We start from the raw sequence: 25,020 nt of genomic DNA, 5'->3' as shown, positions 1-25,020 counted from the left end.
GGTCTGTGGTGTCCCCTTTTTTTTCAAATATTTATCTTCATTCCCTGGATGAGTTTGCTGTGGACAAAAAATACCGATATGTGCGCTATAGCGACAATTTCATTATGTTTTCCAAAAGCAAAGAGAAAATATATAAGATGTTTGAGGATATTCAGGGATTTCTGAAAGATGAGCTGAAACTAAAACTGAATGAAAATGCTTATCCTTTCAAGGATGTGGATAAGGGATTTGTGTTTCTGGGTATTTATTTTAAGGGAAATCTGCGCACCATCAGCACGGCAAAAGAAAACAAAATCATCCGTAAACTGAACTGGCTGACAGATGCGTTTCATCAGAAAGACCCTGGGTTATTTTTGGGACGGCTGAATGAAAGCGTAAAGGGGTCCAGAAGATATTACGGGACTTTTAAGCCAGTCGGGCAGTTTAAAGCTTTTGATCAGCATCTTCTCAACCGCCTGAAATTTCTGCTTGTCCATTTTCTGAGAAGGGGAATGCTGGGTTCCCGTGATGAGGTGATGCCGTTCTTGCTGAAGGTGGAATTTTATTACACCGAGCGGACAGAATCAGACCATAATGCCCTTTGTAAGTCCCTGGCGGCGGATATTTTTGCTGTGCTTGATGCGGATAAAAAAAAGGAAAAAAAGCCGGCCAGTCCCAAAAAAGAAGAGGCTGCCCAGGCAAAACGCCAGACTGCCCAGAAAAGCCGGTTTCTGAGAATGGTTTCAAATCAGGCAGAGGTGGTGGTCTCCAGTCCCGGGATATTTATCGGCAAAACCGGGGAAAGGCTGATCATCCGGGAGCAGCGGAAAAATCTTGCAGAATTACATTTTTCCAAGATCAGGAATGTGTCTGTGAACTCAACAGGCGTAAGCCTTTCCAGTGATCTGATCTTCCAATGTTCCCAGAAAAAGATTCCCATCACGTTTTACACATACAAAGGCACGCCTTATGCGGTTTTGCAGGCACCTGTGCATTCCATGGCAAGTGTTTCTGTGCTGCAAATCAGGACGTATGAGACGGAAAAAGCCCTGGAACTGGTGAAACGGATGATTTCGGGAAAGGCCAGGAGCCAGATGAATCTTGTGAAATTCTACCTCCGGGCAAGAAAAAAGGTTGATCCGGAATTTACTGAAAAAGCTGGGAAAAACCTTGAGATTATGGATAAGACGCTCAGGGAACTGCAACGGATTCAGTTTGAGGGTCGCTATGCCGTGGCACGGGACAAGATTTTTTCAGCAGAGGCCCGGATCAGCGCAAGATATTGGGCCTGTATGCGGATGGTGGTTCCTCCCGGGCTGGGCTTTGAAAGGCGAGATCGCCACAAGGCCGGGGACCTGGTGAATAATATGCTGAACTACGGATATGGCATTCTTTATCAGCGGGTGTGGCAGGCTGTTTTAAAAGCAGGGCTGAATCCCCATATCAGTTTTCTTCATGCGTTTCAGGCAAATAAGCCCACGCTGGTGTATGACATGGTGGAAGAATTCCGGCAGCCTTTTGCAGATCGGGCCGTGTTCAGTCTGCTGACCAGAGGAAAAAGAGGGGCGGACCTGAAGCTGGACAAAAAAACTGGTCTGCTGGTGAAAGATTCCAGGAATAAAGTCACAAAAGCTGTCCTGAACCGCTTGGCCGGACTTGTCCACTTTCGGGGAAAAAAGGTCAGGGGTGAAGATATCATCCATGTTCAGGCAAACAACCTGGTCTCCTTCCTCGAGGGCAAAAGCATCTATAAACCCTTCATTGGAAGATATTGAAAGTTGAAACTGGCATAAAGTTTCCAGTTTCAAGCCCGCTCGGCTCGGATTGACAAATCCGAGCCTTTTTTGTTGTCGTATCTCACAAAATGACAGCGGATTCCGGGATTGAACGGATTCTCAATCCCCAATTCCCTTTGCTCGGCTCGGATCGAGCCTTTTTTGTTGATTTTCAATTTTCAATTCTCAAAATTTTTATACCTATATTATAAGCTGCTTTTTCAAACCATGGGATTTCCCCAAATCATAAATTTCCGGGAAATAGATACTAATCATTTGAAAAAATTATAAATATCGTCATCGGATGGCCTTCTGAGCATATTCAAACTTTTTCAATAATGCCGTTTTTGACTTAACAATCTGATTTAATATCAGATAACCTGATTTTATGCCAAAATGGCACATTGAAAAAAAGTTTGAATATACCCCTTTTCCGGAGTCCGGCCCGGAGCATATTCAAACTTTTAGGTTATGGGTGATATCTCGTTTTAAAAAGTTTGTTATTTCAAATAGTTAAAAAGGTGAAAAACAGCTCTTGACAGAAAAGTTTGAAGATGCTATCTAATCCGAAATTTCAGAAAGCATATTCAAACTTTTTTTCACCCTTCGGTTTCAATAATTTCAAAGGGTTGTCCCGAATCAGGGGGTAAAATTCTGCAAAGTCGGGGGTGTGAAAAAGAAGTATCTTCAAACTTTTTTCGGGATCAGAGCAATATACTGAAAAAATTGATAAAACATCTGAAAGGCGAATATCCGGCAAATGTCGGATCCCCGCAATCCCCCATAAAACCTGTTGTTCCCTGCTCCCTCGGGAGATGAAAGGGATTGAGACATATAAACACTCCTACTCCGGCAAGATTTATTTTTGACTGTTCCCTGCTCCCTCGGGAGATGAAAGGGATTGAGACTCACACCAAGATTCCGCAGTTTTAATAAGATATTTATGTTCCCTGCTCCCTCGGGAGATGAAAGGGATTGAGACACGGTGGTCTTTCCCGTTCTGTTGGAGCCTACATCACAAAAAGTTCCCTGCTCCCTCGGGAGATGAAAGGGATTGAGACTTCTTTTGACTAGCCCCGATCTGGAGCCTTATTTCTTCAGTTCGTTCCCTGCTCCCTCGGGAGATGAAAGGGATTGAGACTTTTTAAACCACTCGTCCTTCCCGGCTTTCTGGCAAGTTCCCTGCTCCCTCGGGAGATGAAAGGGATTGAGACAATTCTTCCAGTGAAAAAGAAGTAAGCTTCTCCTCTCCTTCAAAGTTCCCTGCTCCCTCGGGAGATGAAAGGGATTAAGACTCTCTCCACTCGCCGAAAACAAACCTATATAAATGAGGTTCCCTGCTCCCTCGGGAGATGAAAGGGATTAAGACGAATCCACACGCCAAACATCAATGACAGCGTCGTAGCTGGTACCGTTCCCTGCTCCCTCGGGAGATGAAAGGGATTAAGACAATCCTGCTTCAACATACAAACAGAACTCATCTCCAAGTTCCCTGCTCCCTCGGGAGATGAAAGGGATTGAGACTCGTCCTGATTTTTCCCGTCTTCTTTTGTAAATAGTCTTGAAAGTTCCCTGCTCCCTCGGGAGATGAACGGACGGAAAGGATGAGACGGATTTTTCTGTCATCCGTTCAATCCTGAAATCCGCTGTCATTTTTTCGTAAAATATGACAACGGATGGAAAGGATGAAACGGATTTTTCTGTCATCCGTTCAGTCCTGAAATCCGCTGTCATTTTTTCGTAAAATATGACAACGGACGGAAAGGATGAAACGGTTTTTTCTGTCATCCGTTCAGTCCTGAAATCCGCTGTCATTTTTTCGTAAAAATTGCGCCTATGTTCCATCCCTTACAAGGTCAGGAAGGAAATTGTTATCCCGTTCCGCCAGCAGCCTGTCGAGACTCGTGAGACCCGTCTGATTCTCGTAGATGATAAGATTCTGCTGACCCCCGTTGCCGTTCGTGAGATCACACCAAAACTCAGAGGTCGTTTTTGTCAGTATCTCAGACTGTTGAAACTTAGGATTGGACTTGTCGCCAATTTTCACAGATCCAGCTTGGAGATTGAAGTGGTCAGAATATGACAGCAGATCAGAAGATGGGATTTTGCTGATATCCCTTCAATATGACAGCGGATGTGAGGATGAAACGGATTTTCCGATCCGTTCAATCCTTAAATCCGCTGTCATAACTGCGATAACTGAGGAGAATTCGGGGGACAGGAGAATTCGGGGGACACAATATTTAATTCCTGACAATGAAGTAATCATTTTATATGCCCGGCCGGAAACGGCACTGGATCGGAAATTGTCAGCGGAAACCCGGGCGGGAGAATTGGAATCGGATAAATAAGTATCGTGTTCCCCGAATTACGATTTAAAGGGAATTACGACGGGTAAAAAAATTCCCAGGGTAATTGTCTTCCCTGCGTTAGAACCTTGATCAGATTTGAAGGGGATTAAGGGTGTAAGAGGGAAAGGCATGAGGCCAGGGATTTTCACAGATAACATTTTTGCCTCCTGCCCCACCCATTTACTCCTTTCACCCCATTGACCTTTGCTCTTTTTTATGAAACGAGAAAAGGAATTTTTGTCTCGGATTTTCCGTGATTCTGACCGTCAATGTCCGGGATGAGAAAATGAACCCGCCGAAATTTTAATTAAAAACAAGCAGACTCCCTGAAGACTGCCCGGAATACATAGAAACTCTGACGCTGATGGCAGTGGTTTCGGGGGAGAAATGCAACATATCCCGAATTAAAGATTGACAAATATCCATGCTTATTTTATAAATGTAAAGTATTTTATTCATGCTTGTTCATAACTTTTTGACAGGAGAATAAATGGCCGGTTCAACTGATATAAGAAACCCCATGCCTCTGGTTTTACAGAGGATGGGGTTTTTTTGTCTGATTATTACAAAGATAATATTCCGCCGCCTGAAATTATGAATTGCTAAGAGATAACTTCTTGAAAAAAATGAAATAAATATCTGACAGGAGAAGCAAAGTGAATGGGATGGGATTTTATTGAAAAGAGGAGGTCAGAATTGAACGAAGATGATAAAAAAACATTGCTACTGGTGTCCGGTGATTTTTCGGGCATTCAGGATACCGTTTATACCATATCTTCCAAAGGTGCCCTGAAATCATTGCGGGCACGAAGCTTTATGCTGGAACTGCTCACCGAGCATATTGTCTATGAAATTCTGCAATTGGCCGGAATAAAAACAGACAAATCCAAAGAATATTTAATTTGGCACGGAGCAGAACGCGGCGTTATTTACTCCGGAGGCGGGGCGTTTTCTCTGCTTTTAAATAAAAGCGATCTCGGAGATGAAATTAAAAAATTTGCAGATATCCTGAATTCCTGGGCAGTGAATGAGTTTTCCGGAAAACTCTTTATTGCAATTCATATCCTGCCAGTTTCTCAAGACGATATTTCAGAAAAAAAGCGATTTCAGGCAAAACGACAGGAGCAGTCTGATGAACTGGATAAACTCAAACGGCGAAAATTCTGGACAGATGATGGCGCATTGCTGGAGAATTTATTGAACCCGGAGATGCCCGTGCAGACTGATATTCAAAAAGAATGTCAGATTACGGGGCGGGATGATTTGCCACATACTGAAATGACAGATAAAATTGCAGAGGATTTCTGGGTAAGCAAGCTTTCATATCATCTGTGGTATTTAGGTGATAAGCTGACAGATTTGAAAGAGGGTGAAAAAATATGGAGATACGATTACTTTGCCGTGGAAAAGAAAGTAGAAAGGGGTTATCTTTGCTTTCCGACACATAATAACTCAGGGCTTGCTCTGTACACCACGAAAAAGATCGCTAACAAATGCGAAAAATGCTGGAAAATCGGAGATGATTTTTTGTATGCTTATTATGTCCGCAAGGTCGGTGATCTTTCAGGTTCAGAGTATGCTCAAAACAGAGAGCTTGAAGTGATCCAAGAAACCAAACCAAATGCGGTACTGGATGATGATATCAAAAAAAACACAGTTTCTTTTGCCGGACTTGCAGCGTGTTCCTGCGGTGCGGATATGATCGGCGCATTGCGGATGGATGTTGATAATCTCGGAAAACTGTTTTCCGAAATCGGTTCATGCCCGGAACTGGCAGAACGATCTCATCAGTTGAATTATTTTTTCAAAAAAATTCTGAACCAAATTTGTGAAGGTGAGATTGAGAATATCTCAGAAACATCTGAAAGTAAAGAACCTCTTTTTAGTGATGAGGAGATGAAAGCTGAAAAACTTCCTACCTGTCTTGTTGAAGGAGAAGAAAAAAAAGAACGCAATGCCTCAATTATCTATGCAGGCGGAGACGATTTGTTTATTATCGGGGCGTGGAATGAGGTCGCTGAACTGGCATTTGATATTCAGAAATGTTTTGCCCGATATTGCGAAAAAAATAATATCAAAGACAAGGATGGCGAGCCTGCCTCGATTTCCGGCGGGCTGACCCTGCATCATCCCAAATTTCCGCTTTATCAGATGGCGGCACGCAGCAAAGATGCGGAAGATGAGGCAAAGATATGCACGGAAAAAAATGAAAACGAAGCTCAGAAAGATCGAATCGCACTGTTTCATGATCCGGTCAAAGTTCATCGCCGCAACCAACTAAGGGAAAAAGAAAATAATCGGGAATTTCGTTACATGCTCTCCATGACATGGCAGCAAGGGGATGATTTCTTGTTGCCGTTAATGCGGGAGTTTGCAAAATTAGGAGAGTTTAAAACGTCCGCAGAGGGGAGAAAACTTTTTATTATTGATAAAATCAGCCATCAGACCATTGAAAAATGGTTTTTGGTAATGGAAAAGTTTCAGCGATCTGGTGAACTTTACATGCCGACAATGGCACGGGTAATGGCGGATGTTTGCAAGACTCTCGGCCGGAAACGGAGTGATCTGTTTTTAAAACTGATGTGCTATCTTTATGGAAAAAATAATTCAAAAAACATGTCTCATCTGCACATCGCACTGAACTGGATTTCATTTTTGAGGAGGACACGATAAAATGGCTCAAGAAAAAAAAGGAAACCCGTTTGTGGATGAAGTCTATAATATGAAATTGGAGATCAAGGATATACTCAAAGACCTTGATGACCATTCTTTGGAAGAACTGCTTAATGAAGATAAACTGCCTGAGTATGCAGCAAATATTGCTCAAAGCCTCCACAAAAGCGGAATTAGCCCAACCCAACTGAGACGGTTTTATACTTATGTCAAGGCAATTGATCGTAAAAATGCAAATAAGAAAAAAAAGGATTCCATCACAGATGAAGCAAAGTTAAAATTTCTGCTGCCCAAATTGGCAGGAAGTGCAAAAAAGAACGAGGAAGGCATTAAAAGTCTTCATGGAATTTTTGAAAAATGTTTACGAGGAAAAAATAAAATATGTGATGTAGGAGGGTTGCGTTTGCTTATAGAATTTTTTGAGGCGATTCTGGATTACCATAAAACTTATGAAAAAAATTAGGTTTAAAGGAGACTTAACATGTCGGAAAAACAAATCAAGTTGCTCGGTTTTGTGAAAATTACGGGCAAAATTGAGGCATTGAGCGGTTTGCATATCGGCGGCACTGCCGATTCAATTGACAAGGGCGGCATTGACAGCCCGGTAATCAAAAATCCGGTTAGCAATGAGCCGTATATTCCGGGCAGTTCGCTTCGGGGACGGATGCGGGCATTGCTGGAGGCGAAAAATGGCAACTTTCTTTCAGCCATGACAGAGAATATCTATATGGAAATTTACGGGACGGAGAATTATCGGTTTGAGGTCTCTTTTAGCAAGCAGGAATTTAACAGGTTCCTTTCTCAATTCACTGATGATAAAGCAAAGGAACTCTTGAATCAGTACGCGGAAGAAAAGGATAATAAAATTTTTTTTTATGCGAATAAACTCCGAAAACCGAAAGATTTCAAGGATGAGGTTTTCAATCAGATTTTGAAAGAAATAAAGAAAAATGAAGACTCTGAAAGAGCTTATAAACTTGCAGCAGCGTCTCCTGTTTGCCGTTTATTCGGCAATTCCGCTTCTGATCCGGGGCTGCCTTCGATTCTGATTGTGCGGGATGCAGTGCTTTCAAGAGATGAGTCTGATGATCCGGAGAAATATTCTTACAAAAGATTTATGATAGATGGGCTTCCAGTTACAGAAGCCAAAATCGAAATTGTCGTGGATCGGATTACCGCACAGGCAATGCCGCGTACCATTGAGCGGGTTCCCGCGGGCGCACGTTTTGATTTTGAGATGATTTACAAAGTGCAGACTTATGAAAACGGAGAATTCCTTGTTGATGCTTTGGGCAAACCGGACACCAAATGCGATAAAAAACTCCAAAAGGATTTGGAAAATATTTTCTGTGCATTGGAAATTATTCAGGATCATGCCGGACTTGGCGGGAATACGTCTCGCGGCCATGGACAGGTCAGGTTTGAAATCAAAAACTTTGAAGCAAAAACGATCACCGGAGAAACGGTAAAAGGTTTCAAAAAGCCCCAAGGAAAAAATTCCACTATTTCTGACTGGTCAAATGCGGCTCAGACGATATCCTTTGCACAATATGCTTAACCGAACAGGATATAATGACATGAAAAATACATACATTGTCAGGCTTTATTTCAAAAATGCCATCCATATCGGCGCGTCAAAACCCGGTATCGGTATTGAAGGCACGGAAGGAAAGATCATCCACTCGGATACCTTATGGGCTGCGCTATGCAACAACTGGGCTGTCGCTGAACACGCACTGGATATTCCCTTCAAAGAATTTCTGGATTCATTCATTAATGGAAATCCCCTGTTTCGGATATCATCTGCGTTTCCCATGACAAACTCCGGTTCAAGATTTTGGCTGCCCAGACCGCTTTCTGTTCCATTTGATTTTTCGGAGTTGAATAGAAAAGGAAAAAGAAATAAAATCAGATATGGAAAGGATATTAAAAAGGAGTCCCTCATTTCTCTGGATCATTTTAAAGATTGGCTGCTTTTTGATGAAAAAAGAAACCTTGTCACAAAAATTGTCAGAGGAGAAAAAGCATCAAATATTACAGATGAAATTCGCCCTCATAACACCTTGAACCGTTCTTCATGTGAATCGCAAATTTATCATTCCGGCACGACCTATTTTGACGCGGAAGGCAGGACAGGCATGTATTTTCTGTTAAAAACCGAATGCGAGAATGTGAAAGACACAGTTGAAAAAGTGTTAAATGTTATAAAGGAGACATCGGGAATTGGTGGAAATCGGGGCATTGGTCTGGGAAGCATAGCGAATATTGAGGTAAAAGATGTTCGTGAAATTCAAAATTTATGGGATTTTATCGTGAATCCGCTTCAGCTTAATAATGAAGAAAAAGATGTTCATCTGGCACATTGCCTTCTCTCTCTATGGCATCCCAACACAATTGCTCCGTTGTATGAGGGAGGAAAAGACGACATCGCAAATTCGCTTTCATACGAACTTATCCTGCGAAAAGGCTGGACAGGTTCTTTAAGCGTTGGAAGGCAGGTCAAAAGAAAGACGGTTCATATGTTCGGTGAGGGCAGCATTTTTTCAGATGAACCAAAGGGACAGTTGGCTGACCTGACCCCTGATGAGGAAATGACACCGCAGTGGAAGGGGTATCATAACATATATCGTTACGGGTACGCATTTGCTGTTCCGATAAAAATTCATCTGAATGATTACAAGATAAAATAAGGAGGACAAGATGTTTAGCACCTACGAAGCTGTTTACAAACATGGAATGTTAAAATGGATTGATGAAAGACCCGAGGGAAATTGTCTCCGAGTTATGGTTACTGTTTTAGAAAAAGAGAAAGATACAGCCGAATTTCAGGAAAGCATTGAGGAACTTCTGCAACGCACAAAGGGAATTGTCAAACCTCCGGTAAGCAGAGATGAGATTGACCGGGATATTGCCACCATGCGCTCAGAATGGAACAGGGAGTGGGACAGATGAAAAACGGATGTGTTATGGATTCCAATATCCTTATTTATCATATTAACGAACAACTGAATGAGTGCGCTGAACATCTTCTTACACAGGCTTTAAGACAGGGTTCCCATATCTCCGTTATTTCCCGGATTGAAGTTCTGGGATGGCCCGGACATACGGAAAGTTCTTTAAAGGCGACGGAAGATTTGCTGGGCAGGTTTGCTGAACATCCTCTGGGTTCTGAAATTGCCGGGATTTGTATTGCCATACGTCAGAATTATCGCATCAAGCTTCCCGATGCCATCATTGCCGGGACGGCATTGTATCTTGACTTACCGCTTATGACAAGAAACATTGAAGATTTCAAACAAATATCTGAACTTACGCTGATTGATCCGTTTGAAGATCAGGAATGTTTGGTTTGAATTGCTCAAATCACCAAGGACATAAAAAAATGAAAAAACTTTTTGAAAGTGCGATCATTGAATTGGAAACTATAACTCCGCTGTTTATCAAAGGAAAGGAAATAGGTTATGGCGAGGGAATGGTGAGGGGAAGAAAAGATGAGAAAGACCACGTATATCTGATTGACAACGACAAACTGTGCAATTATATCGCCGAGAAGGATAAGGTTGAAGAATATGTGACTTATTTTGTGAGAGATGAAGAACAGGGGTATAACCCCATAGATGGATTCGCAACATTCCTGAATATTCAAATTTCTGAATCTGATTGGGAAAAATTTATAGCCATAGGCAACGATAGGTGTGATGATAAAGTAAGTAAAAACGGTGTAAACAGAAGGATCAATTTGAACAAATTCAAAAGTTTTTTGAAAAGACGAAATCCTTCATTACGATTCAAAAATGATGACTATAAGCGTTACAAAGACCTTTCTCTCGAATATTTCTTGAATCGCTATAAAATTTTTCCAAAAAATGAACAATTGAAAACAATAGCAAAAGGCGTAACAACGATCCCCAAAGGCAAAAAATTTGCCCGAAATGGTTTGGATAAGCCTTTTATTCCAGGTTCATCAATCAAAGGAGCGATCCGAAATGCTGTGTTGTGGAAAATCATGTCTGATTCGGATAAAAAACAATGGCTCCGCAGTCTTAACATCAACAGAGATATAAGTGATAACGAGTTGATAGAAAAAGGCTTTATTATTTCAGAAGGTGACTTCAAAGGCGAATATGCTTACCGCTGGAAAGAAACGAACAAAGTTCTGCGGGATTTTTTCAGAATTGTGAAAATCAGCGATGCTAATTTTACGGAAGATGTAAGCTTGGAGGATGAAACAACAAGAGCCGTTTGTATTACGGGAAATAAGACATACCAGAAAAATTTTGATATTCCGCTGGAATGCGCGGCTGTCGGAACCAAAGCAAAGTTCAGAATTACCATTGATATTGAAATGGCTGAGAAATTCTTTGGCGAAAAAATTCCTTACTACCTCAAAAATATAGGAAATTTACTGGAAACGGTAAATGAATTTTTCAAGGAAGTATGGGCATCTGAAGAAAGTTTTTTTAAAGGGAAATTATCAATTCCTCATGATGATCGAGGCAAAAAAAGAGTTGATACAAAAAAAATTTATGATTTTTATTCTGATGAAACGTATTATTGCTACAGGTATCGCTGGCAATTTTCCAAAAAAGATTTCGCATCCTGGGTCGAGAATTTTCCTCAGCTTTCATCAATATCAACACCGCCACATAAAATTAAAGATGAGAGATATTATTTTGATATTGACGCACTTTTAAACGATGAGCAAAATAAATCACTCCTCGGTGAAGTTTTTTTTGATGAAATTCAGAAACAAAAGCCAAACCAGTATCTCTTTCGTACCGGCTGGGGCGGAGGAATGATGAGCAAGGCGCAGTTTCTCCATTTTGAAAGCTATCAATGTCAGAAAGTTCGTAATCTTGTAAAAAACAGAAGAAATGAGCCTGCTCCAAAATCTCGTTGTCTGGTGCTTGAAAAAAACAATGCGGAATATCCTTTAGGCTGGTGCTGTCTGAAAATTCTGGACGAGAATGATCTTCCCGGAATTGATAAGGTAAAGGTGAAGACATATAATCTTGGAACATCCTCCGGAAAAAAAGATGATAACGATGCCCTAAAAAAAGAACTCGAGAAAGTAACTAATCCGAGGGCTTCGTCCCAAAGAACTAAAGCTAAATCAGGATATAAAAAAGGGGATAGAATTAAAAAAGCCAAGGTTAAAAAAGAAGGGAATACTTATTTTGTAAAGATTAAAGGACAGGAGCAGCCAGCAGCCCTGATCGGCGAAGTTTATATGGCAAAAGTTGTCAAAGTCACTGTTGAAGAAATCATTGACGGAATTGTAACCAAAGTAAAAAAGGTATAGAAAAATGAGTGATAAAACTCCTGAAGACAGAGCAGACTTGATTGTTGAATCAAATATTTCAGAAAAAAATGAAGACCACTGGTATAAACTTGCTGATGAGATAGATGAGGCGAATGATCCGCCAGGAAATTTCTCCGAAGAGGACCGTCTCAGAGCATATTTCAACTTTTCCAGAGCAGGAGAAAATTTAACACAAGAAACGGGCAAGGACTACTTTCAGAAGTCGCTTGAATTCTTTAAAGCTACCGTGGAAATTCAAAAAAGGAAGCTGACGGAACAATTGCCTGAGTTGTCTTCAGTTGCAGATAAACAATATGATGTATTGATTACCTTGGTCGGATTTTCGCCTCAGCCCATTATGCACACTATTTTGACGCTGAAACCGGCGGTAGTTTATCTGATAACCTCGGAGCAAAGTAAAAATTTAAAAAATACGAATGTGTCAATGAAGCAATTTTTCGAGTTTCTGACCGAGAAATATGATGAAGCTTATTTTAATATCTGTGAAATACTCCAAGAACCTCCTGTAAATGAAATCGGTACTGCCGACACCTTCCAAAAAATCCGGCAACTAATCGAAAAGATTAAGAAGTCCAATCCAGAGGCAAAAATCGCCATTGACATTACTGGCGGAAAAAAATCAATGGATGCGTCCGCCTTTCTCACCGCTGCAATCGAAAAGGGTATTGATATCTTTTATGTGGATTTTGAGGGATACAAGGACAGCAAACCAGTTTACGGAACTGAATTTCTGAATAAGCTGGATAATCCATATGATATCTACAGCATCCGGGAAGAGGAATTGGTCAAGGAATTCTGGAGAACCAAAGATTTTGCCGAAGTGGATAAGATCGTCAAAAAAATCGTTATTAAATTCGGGAAAGACAGGGCAAAAGCCTATGGTCTGGAGGAAAAATATGAGCGGTTTCAGCAGATTCAGAAAGCAGCGAAATGTTATGATGCCTGGTCAAACTTCAACTATGCTCTTGCTCAGGAAAGTACGGGCTTTGATTTTTACGGTACTCACCATCAGGGTATTCTTTCTGAACTGGCTGGTTGTTCTGAGAAACGCTGGACGGAAAAGGGGGCAATTTATCTGGCAGCAGATCGCTGGATGCGGGGTAATGATTTTTTGGACAAGGATTTGGATAAAGCCGCTTTATGTTTTACACAGGTGATTGAGCTATTGAGTGAATATCGTTTTTGGGAAATGTATGGTGATGATAAATTACAGCAAAATCCAATTGATGAAAGCAAACCTGTCAAGGAGATTGAATTCAGGAAAAGTTATCTTCCAATCAGCAATCTGTTAGCATTTCTGTTTACAAAAAACAATTTTAGTCTTAACGGACTGAACTTGAAAGTTATCTGGAAAGATAAAACAGGCCGATTTGGGAAAAACAAGCGTCCGGAAGGAATTTTTGATGCCATTGGCACACGAAACAAAATTGCTCACTTCAACTGTTTTTCCCAAAATATGGAAACTGAGAATCATAATAAAGTTGAGCATCTGAAAGAAGTCTCAAAGGCATATATCGAACTTTTTATCGAAACATACAAAGATAAGATGGAAAACAAAACTTTTGATGATTTGATAAAACGGTTCGAGTTTGCTTCCATTGAATCTTTTTATCCCTCTCGAAATTCGAACTGATATGAAATCTCTGTTTCTAATATTCAACCACCAACTCACCCGAGAACAGGAGTCTGATGCCCGAACCTCCCTCGGTGTTGGTGAGATAATCACTCTTCCGTCAGATCTGAAGGAATTATGGGGACAGATTCCGCCGCACCTTCCCGAACTCGGGGATTATCTTGAGCCGGTAAGAGACTGGCTCGCATTCCGGGCCAAAAAGGGCGACTATGTGCTGATCCAGGGAGATTTCGGCGCATGTTTCATCATGGTCAGTTTCGCGTTTGAGAAGGGGCTGATTCCTGTGTATGCCACAACAAAACGGGAGGCGCTCGAGGTGCATCAGGAAGACGGCACAGTAAAGATGACCCATCAGTTCAGACATCAGATTTTCAGAAAATACAGGAGCGAATAATGGCAAAGGCTTATCTTTCTTTTTTGGGAACCAACGACTATATCCCCTGCATTTACACGGACGGAAACAGAGAAGTTTCAGATATCAGGTTTGTCCAGGAGGCCACGCTGGAACTGTGCTGCCGGGAGTGGGGTGATGAGGATCGCATTCTTATTTTTACCACGGACGAGGCATATAAGGCGAACTGGCTGGATGACGGTCACACGGCTGGACAGGGTTCGGGAGCAGATGAGCGATTTTGGCGGCAATCTGGTCGGGGACGGCATACATGCGGCAAGGTGGTGTCTCGAGCATAACCTGATTCAGCAGGGATATACGATTTTGCAGGAAACGCTGGTTTCGTATTTTGTTTCGGGCATTGACGAGAAACCCGAGGACTTAAAAGATAAAAACAGGGAGGTTTCCAGGAAGGCTGCGAGAATCAGGGATATTTCCACACAGGCGGTTAAAATTTGCCGTGACAGCCTGCCTGAAAACAAATGGGCAAAACCGGCCGCTGATCACCCTGAAGTGACGCGTAAGTTTCTTGCTTTTTACGGTCCCCGGAAGGAGTTGCTGGAAGTGTTTAACAAACTTTCCAATTACAGAAATGATCTGAATCATGCGGGTTACAGGCAGAACCCCATGAAATCGGATTCATTTGAGAAAAATCTTGCAGGACTGATTAAGAGTATCGAAAGATACGGTTTTCATTCTGCTGAAAGCGAGTAACGAATGATGAAAATGTTCTTGACCGGATTGGAGGGAGGCGAGGGGCGAGAGGCATGAGGCGAGGGGGTTTTCGCAGATAACATTTTTGCCTCCTGCCCCGCGCCTTTTGCCCCATGCCTCCTTTTTTCATCTCGGCTTTTCCGTGATTCTGACCGGAAATGTCCGGGATGAGAAAATGAATCCGCCAAAATTTCAATAAAAAACAATATGTCACAATAAAAGCAGACTCCCTGAGGACTGCCCAAAATACAGAGATGCCCTGATGCTGACGGCAGTGGTTTCGGGAGGAAATGCAACATCTCCCAAATTAAGGATTGACAATTATCCATGCTTATTTTATGAATGCAAAGTATTTTATTCACGCTTGTTCATAACTTTTTGACAGGAGAATAAATGGCCGGTTCAACTGATATAAGAAACCCCATGCCTCTGGTTTTACAGAGGATGGGGTTTTTTTGTGGTTCTTTGGCAATTCGTGTTGGAAATGATATATCATTAAAATAACAGTATGTTACGGATTAATTCAGCATAAACGTCAGCATCCTTTATAACATTTAATTTCAATGGGTTACATCAGACATATTTTTTGCGTCTTTACATTTACGGAGTCGTTCTTATGAAAAAACAGTATCTCCTTATAACAGACGTACCGGGAATAAAGGAGTATGTTTTCGGCACAGATCGCCTGGTGGAAATACGGGGAGCCAGTGCGCTCCTTGACAAATTAAACCGCAAGGAAACCGAACGCTTTCTCAAAAATAAACTCGGAGAATCCGCTGTTGAGTGTGTGTTTTCCAACGGCGGAGCTGGGCAGTTTGTCATCACGGCAGAGAAAACTGATCTTGAAAACTGTGTTCGTGAATTAAAGGGATTTTTTGCCAAAGAATCCAAAAGCGGGCTGCGACTGATCTGCGGTACTGCCGAAATTTCGGAAAAAAAATACGCCCATGCCCTGCCCCTGGCACATCTTGAATTAAAAAAGGAAAAAGAGGAAAAAACCATCATTTCCTGCACTCAGTTCCATACCGGTTATCTGCAAGAATGCAGGAGCTGTTCCGGGTTGGCTTCCCAGATTATTGATGATCACGGCGAAAAGCGGATGTTATGTGCGGTATGTGCGGAAAAGGCAGAATATGGAAAAAAGAGAGGTTTATGGAGAGAGTTTGAAAAATACTGCAACCAAAAAGGTAAGGAGGCAAAACGCGCTCGGACGTTTGAGGAAATCGGAGAGCGATGCCTTGCCAGAAAAGACTACACAGCACTTGTTTACGCGGATGGCAACGCGATGGGAAAACTGGTCAAAAAAATTGAGACCAGCAAGGATTTTGCATTTTTTTCCAAGACCGTGGATGATTCTGTTCGTGAAGCCTGCCATGAAGCCCTTTACACCAACTGCAAGCCGGTAAACGGCAAAATTCCTGCCAATATTCTGCTGCTGGGCGGCGATGATCTCGTGGTGTATCTGTCCGCAGACACGGCATTCCCCTTTGCCCTTGACGCGGCCCGCATATTTGAAGAAAAAACAAAACAAAAATTCTCTGAAAATTCTTTTTTTTCAGAAATCCTCCGGGGCAAGGGCCTGACCATATCATTAGGGATTGCCTACGGTAAAACCCATACACCCTTTTCCATCATGCTCAACCAGGCGGAAGAGTTGCTCAAATCTGCGAAAAAAGCAGGGTCTCAGGATGAGACGAGGGGAGACTATTACGCGCCCACTTATATTGATTTGGGTGCGGCTCTTTTAGGTCGAGTGGAAAATTCAATCATATATAAATGATACAAATTTTTATCCTTGATTTTTTATGTATTATTTGCTATGTATGAAAAGTGGACAGTCATATGAGGGAAATGCTGATAAATGGCAAACAGGAAAGAAAATCATAATTGTCGTCCTTGTCAACAACAGAAGTTGCCTTCGCCGCCTCGACAGAGAAATATCTGGAACTCATCGGCCATCTGGAGTTGCCTGAAAGTCATTCTATGACTCACAGTGATTTGGAAAATCTTTTGTCCGGCGAAGGCCGCGAACTGATGCGAAGACTCATGGAAGATCATCTGAGAATCCGGGCTTGCGGAGATGACGTATGGAAATCCGTGACCGGTTCCGATGGCATTGAACGAACTCATAAGATATTGCGGGAAAGGACAGTGATGACAGTGTTCGGGAAGGTGAGAATAAAACGCACAGGTTATTCGCGTCCCGGGAAGAGCAGTCTGTTTCCCCTGGATGCTGTCCTGAATCTTCCCGAAGGCATCCATTCTTACGGAATCAGAAAGGCACTTGCCCTGGAAGTCTCGAAAAGTTCTTTTTCGGAAGCGACAGATTCGATCAGACGGCAGACCGGAGTGAGAATGCATAAAAGACAGGCGGAACACCTGTCCCGGAAGGCGGTGCGGTGTTTTGACGAGTATTATGAGCAGACTTGCAGCCTCCTGCCCGGGGAGGCGGAAAAACTGCCTTTGCTGATTCTGACAACGGATGGCAAGGGAATAGTTGTCAGGAAGGAGGATCTGAGGGAGGAGACAAGGAAAAAGGCTGAAAATGCCCGAAGAAAGCTGAATAAGAGAATCTCCAAGGGAGAAAAGAAAAATCGTAAGCGCATGGCAACTGTCGCGTCAGTTTATCATATGGAGAGATTTGTACGCTCCCCCGAATCTGTGGCAGGAGAATTCGCACCGGAATCGGAATCGGAAAAAAAAGGAAGGCCCCGCCCCGTGGCAAAGAGGGTGTGGGCAAGTCTGGAGAAAAGTCGGGAGGATGTCATTCGTGAGATTTTCGAGGAGGCTCTGAGAAGAGACCCGTCAAACAGCAAAAAGTGGGTGTGTCTGGTTGATGGGGATCCTCATCAGTTGAAAAGTGTCAACAGGCAGATCGAAAAATTTTCGGTGAGCGCCGTGGTGATACTGGACATCATTCACGTCATCGAGTATTTGTGGAAAGCTGCGAGGGTTTTTCATGATGAGGCAAGCAGGACATCCGAAAAATGGGTCTCAGAACGTCTTCTGGGAATATTGCGGGGCAGAGCCAGTCTTGTTGCCGGGGGGATGAGAAGGTCCGCCACCCTTCTGAAGATAAGACGGAGTTCGAGAAAACCTGTCGATGTGTGCGCCGACTATCTTCTCAAAAATTCGCCGTATCTGCGTTACAATGAGTATCTCGGAGAGGGATTGCCGATTGCCACAGGTGTGATCGAAGGCGCCTGCCGGCATCTGATCAGGGACAGGATGGATATCACCGGAGCCCGGTGGAGTCTGGAAGGTGCGGAGGCGGTGCTGAAGCTTCGATCACTGAGATCAAGCGGTGATTTTGATGATTATTGGAAATTTTATGAGCTTCAGGAATTTGACAGAAACCATTATTCAAAGTATTCCGACCCGGCCATTCTGGACGAATTGTCATCAAAGGAATTTGTGGAAGGGAAGTCGACCTAAAAGAGCCGCACCCTATTGATTTTCATCTCTCCTCAAATTATAATCAGATCAAAGTCAGTGAGAGCCGAAAAAACCACTTGGTTCTGCACGGTGTCAAAGCTGCCAACCTTTACCAGAAGCCCTGTCCCGCAGATCAATGTCAAGATATTTCTTCTCAGCGAAGTGCCAGAACTGTAAACCTTTATCAGAAGCCTTATTCTTTGCCTGATGCGCGGGCGCTTATGGATCATGCCCGGAAGCTGGTAAACGCCGGTATTCCGAACACACGTCTGAAGCGATTCGGTTATGCACCGTCCTTAGGCAAGATTAACGGCACCCTGGAATGCCTCAAACTTTATACCCGCACCGGCAAAGACCAGCGCCCGATAATATGGAACGCGCTTGATCACTTTGATTGTATGTCCAATATTCCCTGGAAGGAAGTCGCACAGAAAGATAAGGACAACGCTCAGGCAGATACGACAATGCTTGCAGATATGATAGAACTCACCGGCTTTATAAGAAAAGACTGATATAAATCCCAAAGGAGAAACCCATGCGCCATAATCTCAGATTAGATATGACGATTTCTTTTGAATCCAAGTGGCACACTGGCTCCGGAGAGAGCGGTTTCCTTGTGGATCGCCTGATCTCAAGAGATGCCCGGGGCTGGCCTTATATTCCGGGCAGCACTTTGAAAGGCGTTATCAGGGAAAACTGTGAGAAACTTTCAAGAACCTTGGGCTTTCCGCATCCGCTTGATCCCCATGAAAACGATGAATTTTCAGAAGCTTTTGCCCCGCTGAACACGCTTGCATCTCCTGTGGACAGGATTTTTGGCAATAAGTATGAAAGCGGCAATCTTTTTTTCCGAGATGCGCGCTTTAAAGACGAGCCGCCTTACCGATTTCTCAGGGAACAAAGCCGTATCTGCTGCTATCGCAAGCTTCGCACCGCCAAAGACAAGCATCTTTTCTCCACTCAGTACGCGGCTCCGATTAAATTTGAAACGCGGATAGACGGCTATCATAATGATCTGGTTTGTCTTGGTGAAAACGACCCGCCTTATGCCTACTGCCTGCTCATTGCCGCCATAATGATGACAGGCCGTATCGGAGGCGATAAGAGTACCGGAAGCGGACGGATCGAAATTTCCTTTAATCGCATCGAATGCAACGGAAAAACACTTTCCGAGGAAACTGTGTTTGAATACCTTGATTCGGACCTTTACGAGATGACGAAGGAGGAGGAGGTATGAAATACTATCGCATCACCGCAAAGCTCCTCTCGCCGCTGCTTATTCAGAACAATCGGCAGTCAGACACTTGTCAAAGCATATCGTATCTCCCGGGCAGCACGCTGAGGGGAGCTTTGGCAGCCAAATTTTTTCTTATTCGGGGCGGCCCTGAGGATAAAGATTTTCGCACGCTTTTTCTTGATGATCCCCCGAGTTTCCCCAATCTGCTTCCCACAGATGAAAAAGGGAGTGTTCTGTCACGAGTGCTGCCGATGACGAGCATTTCCTGCAAGCGGAATCCGGGATTCAAAGAAGGAGACAAACATGGTGTCAGGGATACGCTGGCACCAAACGCTGCAAGCAGGATAATGCAGGCATCTGCCAATGAAGACTTCTGGAAATGCCCGGAATGCGGTGAAGATATGAAACCGTTCCCGGGCTTTTGGAACGGAAATCTCAGCGCACCCTGCAAATTTGAACCGACCATCCTTTATCACCGCCACACAGGGATTGACCGGGACACCGGCACCATTGCCCCTTCCATTTTCTTTGTCACCCAGGAAATGGCTGATTTTCGCAAGGATGATAAGTCCGAAGAATACCATGAGCAATATCTTTCCGGAGATATGTTCATGAATGAGGAACAGCTTGAAATCCTGAAAACACTGATCAAGGATTCGTTATTTGCCGGTGCCGACCGAACCCGGGGGCTGGGTGAGATTCAGCTTTCCTTCGAGGAAATTCCGCGCCCTGAAGTCAGACTTGAGCATTGGAACGAGAAATTTAAAGCAAAATTAAAAAGCAGCATGGGAAACAACATTCCGGAAGATGCGCTGTCAGGACTTTATTTCAGCATCAAACTGGAATCCCATGCCATTCTTGTGGATAAATTTCTTCGTCCTCATTCGGAGATTGAGGAATTCTCTGTCTCTGATTTCAAGCTGATACTGAAGATGACCAAGGCGCAAACGATACGCGGCTGGCAATCTGCATGGAATCTGCCAAAACCGGATGATCTGAGTGTTGCAATGGGCAGTATCTTCCTGTTTCAATACAACGGAGATGACCCGGAAAAGCTCAGAAATCTTCTGAACGAGCTGGCGGTCAGCGGGATCGGCCTTCGCCGGGAAGAAGGCTTCGGACGGATTTCAGTTTGTGATGAACTGCATACGATTACGGAGGAGGTGATTTAGAATGAAAGATCAGACACCATTGGCATCGGTTTTGGCTCCTGAAACATTGAGAGAGATTGATCTGTATCTGGAAGAATTTTATTCTCAGTCCGTAAAAGCAGGAAATGAAATGGCTCGTGCAGGTCTTCGCACCACTCAGATACGCGGACTCGAAACACTGGTCACATCGGCTTCTCGCTTTTCGGAAATCATCAACTATATTAAAAATCAGGCAGGAAAAGATAAAAAGGGAAAATGGCTGAAAATCGCTTCTCTCTTTCTGGAACAATTAGAGCAGATTGAACATAAGTCCAATGAAATGAGTCGGGGAAATCCTGAAGCAGCCCTTGAGATTAAAATGAAGCTGGCAAGAGGCTGGGCCAAACAAGTTGTGGCGCATTACCTCTATTCTGCCTTACAAAGATAGAGAAAGGAATCGTCATGTCGTCAAAAGCGTATATCAAGTCCGACGCATTCCGCCTGTTTCTGGATGAACCTTTGCGCCGGAACGCGTGTGAAGCAGTGGAAAAATTTCTGGATTCCCACGCGCATATAGACAATGTCCAGTTGCATTCCATTCCGAGCGTGATACAGGGCGGAGGCACAAAGGGATTTAAAGACCTGGTGGAAAACCAGAAAAAAAAGAATACAAAGGCGAAAAATAAGAAGTTTTGGGAATTTCTTGATGATCTTGTTTTTGCGAGTCCGGGCCCTGAATTTTCTCTCCGTTCTTTTATCCGTCAGCAATCCGGGGTACAGGAGTTACTCAGAGATGAAACAAGAGTTTCAGAGAAGAGAGAACAAAAACAGATCAGAAAGGCGAACCGGGCTTTGGTGGATGAGATAATGAAACATGTCCTTCCCATTTACTTTGAACACTTCAACTGCCATTATTTTTATATGAATCGGTGAACCTGGTTTAAAACTGTGCAAGGAGCGGCATTATGAAGAATAACAATAAGATATTCAGGAAAAAAGTGAAAATCACAGGCAATCTTGTCTTTGAAACCGCTTTTCATATCGGGTCAGGCAAAGAGGGAGAACTTGCAACGGATATGGGCGTTTTACTGGAGCGGGATGGCAGGCCGATTCTTCCCGGCTCGAGCTTAAAGGGAAATTTCAGATCGTTTGCAGAACGCCTTGCCGGTTACCTGGGACTTAAAGCCTGTCTGCTTGATTCTGATTTGTCCGGCGTAAAATGTGTGAGCGATGAAACCTACCGCAAAGGGGTTTACGAGGAATTCAAAGAAATAAAACAAGAGCGGAAAAAACTCGAATGGCTTCAGGATCATGTGTGCGATGTGTGCAGCCTCTTTGGGTCTCCTTTGCAGGCTTCTCGCATCTTTTTCAGCGACGGCTTACTCTTGGAATGGGGACGGGGGCTTCAGGTTCGGGACGGTGTCTGCATTGACCGGGATACGGAAACGGCCCGTCATGGTGCAAAATATGATTTTGAGGTCGTACCCAGAGGCGCGGCCTTTAAGATTACCATTGAGATTGAAAACCCGGAGGATTACGAACTTGCCCTGGTCGGGGCAGCACTGGCAGAATGGGAACACGGTTTCCGGTTAGGCGGTTTCACCTCACGCGGCCTGGGAAAAGTGTGCTTCACGGACAGAAAGGTTGAAAAGACAGACTACACCGATGCCGAGCAACTGATGGACTATCTGATTTCACATAAGATGACCCCTGCGGATTCTCTGCTTGACAAGTCTTTGGAGGATCAGCTTTTGAACGGAGGAAATCATGCTTAAAAAAATGATCAACAGCGCACAGATAGATTTTGACATTATTCCCATTGATCCTCTGCTGATCAAATCCGGTCAGGCCACCGTGGGCGGCGTGGATATGTCCTTTGTACGCACCTATCGTTTTGGCGAAAAAGAGGAGCCGTTTATTCCCGGAAGCTCGTTAAAAGGCATGATTCGCTCTTATGCTGAAAAAATATGCCGCAGCCTGAGAGATGACCCGGTTCCGGTGTGTCTGCCTTATCTTGAGCCGGGTAAGGAGCAGCACGGAGAACACCGCCAGGCATCTTGCGGACTGTGCTTTGAAAAGTATAAAAAAAAATATAATGTCAAAACGATTCCCTCTCCGGAAATTTACAGCCTCTCCTGTCCGGTGTGTCGACTTTTCGGATCGCACGGATTTATCGGAAGACTTTCCACTTCTGATGCCTATCTGACTGAAGATTTTAAAAACACAGGAAATCCTGTGCTTGAAATCCGTGACGGCGTTGCCATTGACCGGCTCACGGGCGGCGCGGCCGGCGGTGCAAAATATGATCTGGAAGTTCTCACCCGCGGGGAATTCGGAACCACGCTGGACATCAGAAATTTTGAGCGATGGCAGCTCGGTCTGATCGCCCTGGTGCTTAGGGATATGGAACAGGGGCTTGTGAGAGTGGGATTCGGAAAGAGCCGGGGCATGGGAAGGTTCAGGGCAAAGATAACGAATTTTCGGCTTACCTATTACAATCAAAAGCTGTCCGGTTTGTCCGGTTTGGCAGAACTTTGTTCAAGAGAAGAAAATAATGCCTACGGATTTTTCGCGGAAACCAGAGACAAATCGCCCCTGCCTAAGTCCGAATCCAACGGACTGCGCTATGAATACTCCATAACTGATACTTGGAAAACGGTGCTGGTCCCGGGAGTAAACGATTTGCTAAAATTCATTGAAAACACGGACTGGCCCGGGGCCCTGGAAAAATTCCTCGAAAGGAGGAACTAATGCCGTTTCTTCATGCAAATGATTTGCTCATAAATGATTTTACCGAATTGGTTCGGAATGCTTCTTTCCCGGACGATGCGATTCTGATGGCTTTTTCGCCTGCTGATGCCCGTTTTGCCCTTTTTGAGTTTGATGAGCCCTTTTTGTCGGAAACAGATCAGGGCAGAATCTTTTCTCCCAACGGAGAGTTAAAATGGCGGCGAACAGGTCATAAAATGCGTGTGGTTTATCTCGGAAATGATCTGTTTGACGGACTTGAGGAGCATTCAGAGGAGATGGTTGGTCTGACATCCGAACAAAGCGAGTTTATCCTGTGGAGAATAGGAATTGACAAGAACACGAAATGGATTTATAAGAAATTCTCCGACAAAAAATCTGACAAAAAAGTGGTTCTTATCGTTGAAAAATGGCTGGATTCATCAGGACTGCCAAGGTTCAGTCGTTACCATAGTCTCGGAACGATAAAGGAGGAAAAAAATGCCGCAAAATGAAAATTTCTGGAATCCGTACCGGATGATACCGGTCAGGGAAAGAATTGAGAAAAAACCCCCTTTGACAGATGAAAAATTCAAGGGAAAGAGCGGAGTTATCTCCTGTTCTCTGGAAAACCTTACCCCGCTGTTTATTGGGGGAAATCGTAATTTCGGTGAGAATTTTCTGACCCGGGACGGAAAATGTGTGATCCCGGGGAGTTCCCTCAAGGGGATGCTGCGATCTTTGGCGGAGATTGTGGGCGGAGGCTGTTTTGTGGTGGCGGATCGCAAAGTGAAACACGACTCAAGATATAAAGCATGTGACAACGCCAATTCCTTGTGTGTTGCCTGCCGGATGTTCGGCATGATGGAACGGGGAAGAAATGCCAGGGTACACCGGGGAAATATCAGCATTGGTGACGCACTTATGCGGGAAGAAAATCCGAAAGCAAAAGCATATGATGTTCTGCTTTCGAGTTGCGGCACACGGCATGAGCCGTTTTACAGATCTCCGCAGACTGGCAATGTTGACGGAAAAAGCCGCAAACTCTATTTTCATCAGCCAAACCGAACCGATTCCGTGCCAAATGTCCCGGATAAGCTGAGATCCAGGGCATGGAAAATCAGGGCATTGCAGCCAGGCCATCATTTTGATTTTGAAGTTCAGTTCTCAAACCTCAGATCCGAGGAGATCAGACTTCTTCTCTATGTGCTGGCATTGGAGGAGGAAGTTTCTGTGACCCTCGGGGAAGAACAAATCAGGCTGAGGGGGCCGCTCAGACACAAGCTCGGAAATGCCAAACCTCTGGGTATGGGAAGCTGTCATATCTCTGTTGAGAAGCTTGTCTATCTTGCCGCTCCCAGAGCGAGGTTTGCATCTCTCCGGGAACCAGAAGACACCGTATATGAAGGCGATGCCCTCATAAACGAACTCTCCGGAATGAGACGAGGATTTATCGGAGATACATCTCCGACCATGCAGCAACTGCGTAAAATGATGGTATGGGATGAAAATGATTCCAGGAGTTTTAAGTATCCGGAGTATCACTGGTTTAAAAATCCGGAGAATTCTCGGAAGCCGCTTAAAGCAATATGAATTCTGATTCTCAGTGCCGATCAGAAGAGCCCGGATCAGAGGAGTGCGGAAATGGAGCC

The 25,020-nt window shown here is 43.8% G+C and carries 24 protein-coding genes and 1 CRISPR repeat array; all 24 genes read left to right on the top strand.

The features are described 5' to 3' along the window. Positions 1-59: 59 nt before the first annotated feature. The 24 genes from cas1 (at position 60) to dnm_RS24825 (ending at position 24,961) form a co-directional block, all read left to right on the top strand. Positions 60-1,754: a CRISPR-associated endonuclease Cas1 gene (cas1, locus tag dnm_RS24940; RefSeq protein WP_492207996.1), complete on the top strand. Its 1,695-nt coding sequence runs from the start codon at positions 60-62 to the stop codon at positions 1,752-1,754. Between the two features lie 795 nt (positions 1,755-2,549). After that, a CRISPR array of direct repeats spans positions 2,550-3,278; the repeat unit is 37 nt; unit sequence GTTCCCTGCTCCCTCGGGAGATGAAAGGGATTGAGAC. A 304-nt stretch (positions 3,279-3,582) separates the two neighbouring features. Further along, complete coding sequence (locus dnm_RS31720; protein WP_207679599.1) at positions 3,583-3,837, top strand: GxxExxY protein; 255 nt, start codon at positions 3,583-3,585, stop codon at positions 3,835-3,837. Positions 3,838-4,765: 928 nt separating this feature from the next. Further along, a complete protein-coding gene (gene cas10 / locus dnm_RS24930) occupies positions 4,766-6,778 on the top strand; it encodes a type III-A CRISPR-associated protein Cas10/Csm1 (RefSeq protein ID WP_207679598.1) in 2,013 nt (670 codons plus the stop codon). Between the two features lies 1 nt (position 6,779). Then, on the top strand, positions 6,780-7,241 hold the full coding sequence (gene csm2, locus dnm_RS24925) for a type III-A CRISPR-associated protein Csm2 (RefSeq protein WP_207679597.1): 462 nt from the start codon (positions 6,780-6,782) through the stop codon (positions 7,239-7,241). 18 nt (positions 7,242-7,259) lie between these two features. Then, entirely contained in the window at positions 7,260-8,336 is a 1,077-nt protein-coding gene (gene csm3 / locus dnm_RS24920) for a type III-A CRISPR-associated RAMP protein Csm3 (protein ID WP_207679596.1), read from the top strand. A 19-nt stretch (positions 8,337-8,355) separates the two neighbouring features. Further along, positions 8,356-9,468 (top strand): type III-A CRISPR-associated RAMP protein Csm4, encoded by a 1,113-nt coding sequence (gene csm4, locus dnm_RS24915; protein ID WP_207679595.1) that lies wholly within the window; start codon positions 8,356-8,358, stop codon positions 9,466-9,468. Positions 9,469-9,478: 10 nt separating this feature from the next. Further along, positions 9,479-9,730, top strand: a complete 252-nt coding sequence (locus dnm_RS24910; protein ID WP_207679594.1) for a hypothetical protein — start codon at positions 9,479-9,481, stop codon at positions 9,728-9,730. After that, positions 9,727-10,131: a type II toxin-antitoxin system VapC family toxin gene (locus tag dnm_RS24905; protein WP_207679593.1), complete on the top strand. Its 405-nt coding sequence runs from the start codon at positions 9,727-9,729 to the stop codon at positions 10,129-10,131. The genes dnm_RS24910 and dnm_RS24905 overlap by 4 nt, the downstream gene beginning before the upstream one ends. A 29-nt stretch (positions 10,132-10,160) precedes the next feature. Beyond that, on the top strand, positions 10,161-12,080 hold the full coding sequence (csm5, locus tag dnm_RS24900) for a type III-A CRISPR-associated RAMP protein Csm5 (protein WP_207679592.1): 1,920 nt from the start codon (positions 10,161-10,163) through the stop codon (positions 12,078-12,080). A gap of 4 nt (positions 12,081-12,084) precedes the next feature. After that, positions 12,085-13,734 (top strand): hypothetical protein, encoded by a 1,650-nt coding sequence (locus tag dnm_RS24895; RefSeq protein ID WP_207679591.1) that lies wholly within the window; start codon positions 12,085-12,087, stop codon positions 13,732-13,734. A gap of 1 nt (position 13,735) precedes the next feature. Then, positions 13,736-14,128: a CRISPR-associated protein Csx20 gene (csx20, locus tag dnm_RS24890; protein ID WP_207679590.1), complete on the top strand. Its 393-nt coding sequence runs from the start codon at positions 13,736-13,738 to the stop codon at positions 14,126-14,128. Continuing rightward, complete coding sequence (locus tag dnm_RS24885) at positions 14,128-14,424, top strand: TM1812 family CRISPR-associated protein (RefSeq protein WP_207679589.1); 297 nt, start codon at positions 14,128-14,130, stop codon at positions 14,422-14,424. The genes csx20 and dnm_RS24885 overlap by 1 nt, the downstream gene beginning before the upstream one ends. Then, the gene (locus dnm_RS24880; RefSeq protein ID WP_207679588.1) at positions 14,357-14,839 is read left to right on the top strand and encodes a TM1812 family CRISPR-associated protein; all 483 of its coding nucleotides are present in this window, start codon (positions 14,357-14,359) and stop codon (positions 14,837-14,839) included. Before dnm_RS24885 ends, dnm_RS24880 begins: the two co-directional genes overlap by 68 nt. 616 nt (positions 14,840-15,455) lie before the next feature. Beyond that, positions 15,456-16,619 (top strand): Cas10/Cmr2 second palm domain-containing protein, encoded by a 1,164-nt coding sequence (locus tag dnm_RS24875; RefSeq protein WP_207679587.1) that lies wholly within the window; start codon positions 15,456-15,458, stop codon positions 16,617-16,619. A 107-nt stretch (positions 16,620-16,726) separates the two neighbouring features. Further along, on the top strand, positions 16,727-18,274 hold the full coding sequence (locus tag dnm_RS24870; RefSeq protein WP_207679586.1) for an ISKra4 family transposase: 1,548 nt from the start codon (positions 16,727-16,729) through the stop codon (positions 18,272-18,274). Positions 18,275-18,351: 77 nt separating this feature from the next. Continuing rightward, the gene (locus dnm_RS24865; RefSeq protein WP_207679585.1) at positions 18,352-18,786 is read left to right on the top strand and encodes a hypothetical protein; all 435 of its coding nucleotides are present in this window, start codon (positions 18,352-18,354) and stop codon (positions 18,784-18,786) included. A gap of 23 nt (positions 18,787-18,809) precedes the next feature. Continuing rightward, entirely contained in the window at positions 18,810-19,511 is a 702-nt protein-coding gene (locus dnm_RS24860; protein ID WP_207679584.1) for an RAMP superfamily CRISPR-associated protein, read from the top strand. Continuing rightward, positions 19,508-20,683, top strand: a complete 1,176-nt coding sequence (gene csx10, locus dnm_RS24855) for a type III-D CRISPR-associated RAMP protein Csx10 (RefSeq protein ID WP_207679583.1) — start codon at positions 19,508-19,510, stop codon at positions 20,681-20,683. Before dnm_RS24860 ends, csx10 begins: the two co-directional genes overlap by 4 nt. 1 nt (position 20,684) lies before the next feature. Beyond that, a complete protein-coding gene (locus dnm_RS24850) occupies positions 20,685-21,089 on the top strand; it encodes a hypothetical protein (protein WP_207679582.1) in 405 nt (134 codons plus the stop codon). A gap of 14 nt (positions 21,090-21,103) precedes the next feature. Beyond that, entirely contained in the window at positions 21,104-21,574 is a 471-nt protein-coding gene (locus dnm_RS24845; protein WP_207679581.1) for a hypothetical protein, read from the top strand. A gap of 32 nt (positions 21,575-21,606) precedes the next feature. Continuing rightward, a complete protein-coding gene (gene csx7, locus dnm_RS24840) occupies positions 21,607-22,416 on the top strand; it encodes a type III CRISPR-associated RAMP protein Csx7 (protein ID WP_207679580.1) in 810 nt (269 codons plus the stop codon). After that, on the top strand, positions 22,409-23,392 hold the full coding sequence (locus dnm_RS24835) for an RAMP superfamily CRISPR-associated protein (protein WP_207679579.1): 984 nt from the start codon (positions 22,409-22,411) through the stop codon (positions 23,390-23,392). Before csx7 ends, dnm_RS24835 begins: the two co-directional genes overlap by 8 nt. Then, a complete protein-coding gene (locus tag dnm_RS24830) occupies positions 23,392-23,883 on the top strand; it encodes a hypothetical protein (protein WP_207679578.1) in 492 nt (163 codons plus the stop codon). Before dnm_RS24835 ends, dnm_RS24830 begins: the two co-directional genes overlap by 1 nt. Next, positions 23,870-24,961, top strand: a complete 1,092-nt coding sequence (locus dnm_RS24825) for an RAMP superfamily CRISPR-associated protein (protein WP_207679577.1) — start codon at positions 23,870-23,872, stop codon at positions 24,959-24,961. The genes dnm_RS24830 and dnm_RS24825 overlap by 14 nt, the downstream gene beginning before the upstream one ends. Positions 24,962-25,020 lie beyond the last annotated feature (59 nt).

Source organism: Desulfonema magnum, from assembly GCF_017377395.1.
Taxonomy (GTDB): domain Bacteria; phylum Desulfobacterota; class Desulfobacteria; order Desulfobacterales; family 4be13; genus Desulfonema_C; species Desulfonema_C magnum.
Note: the sequence above shows the minus strand (reverse complement) of the source record. Positions and strands in the feature narration are given on the sequence as shown.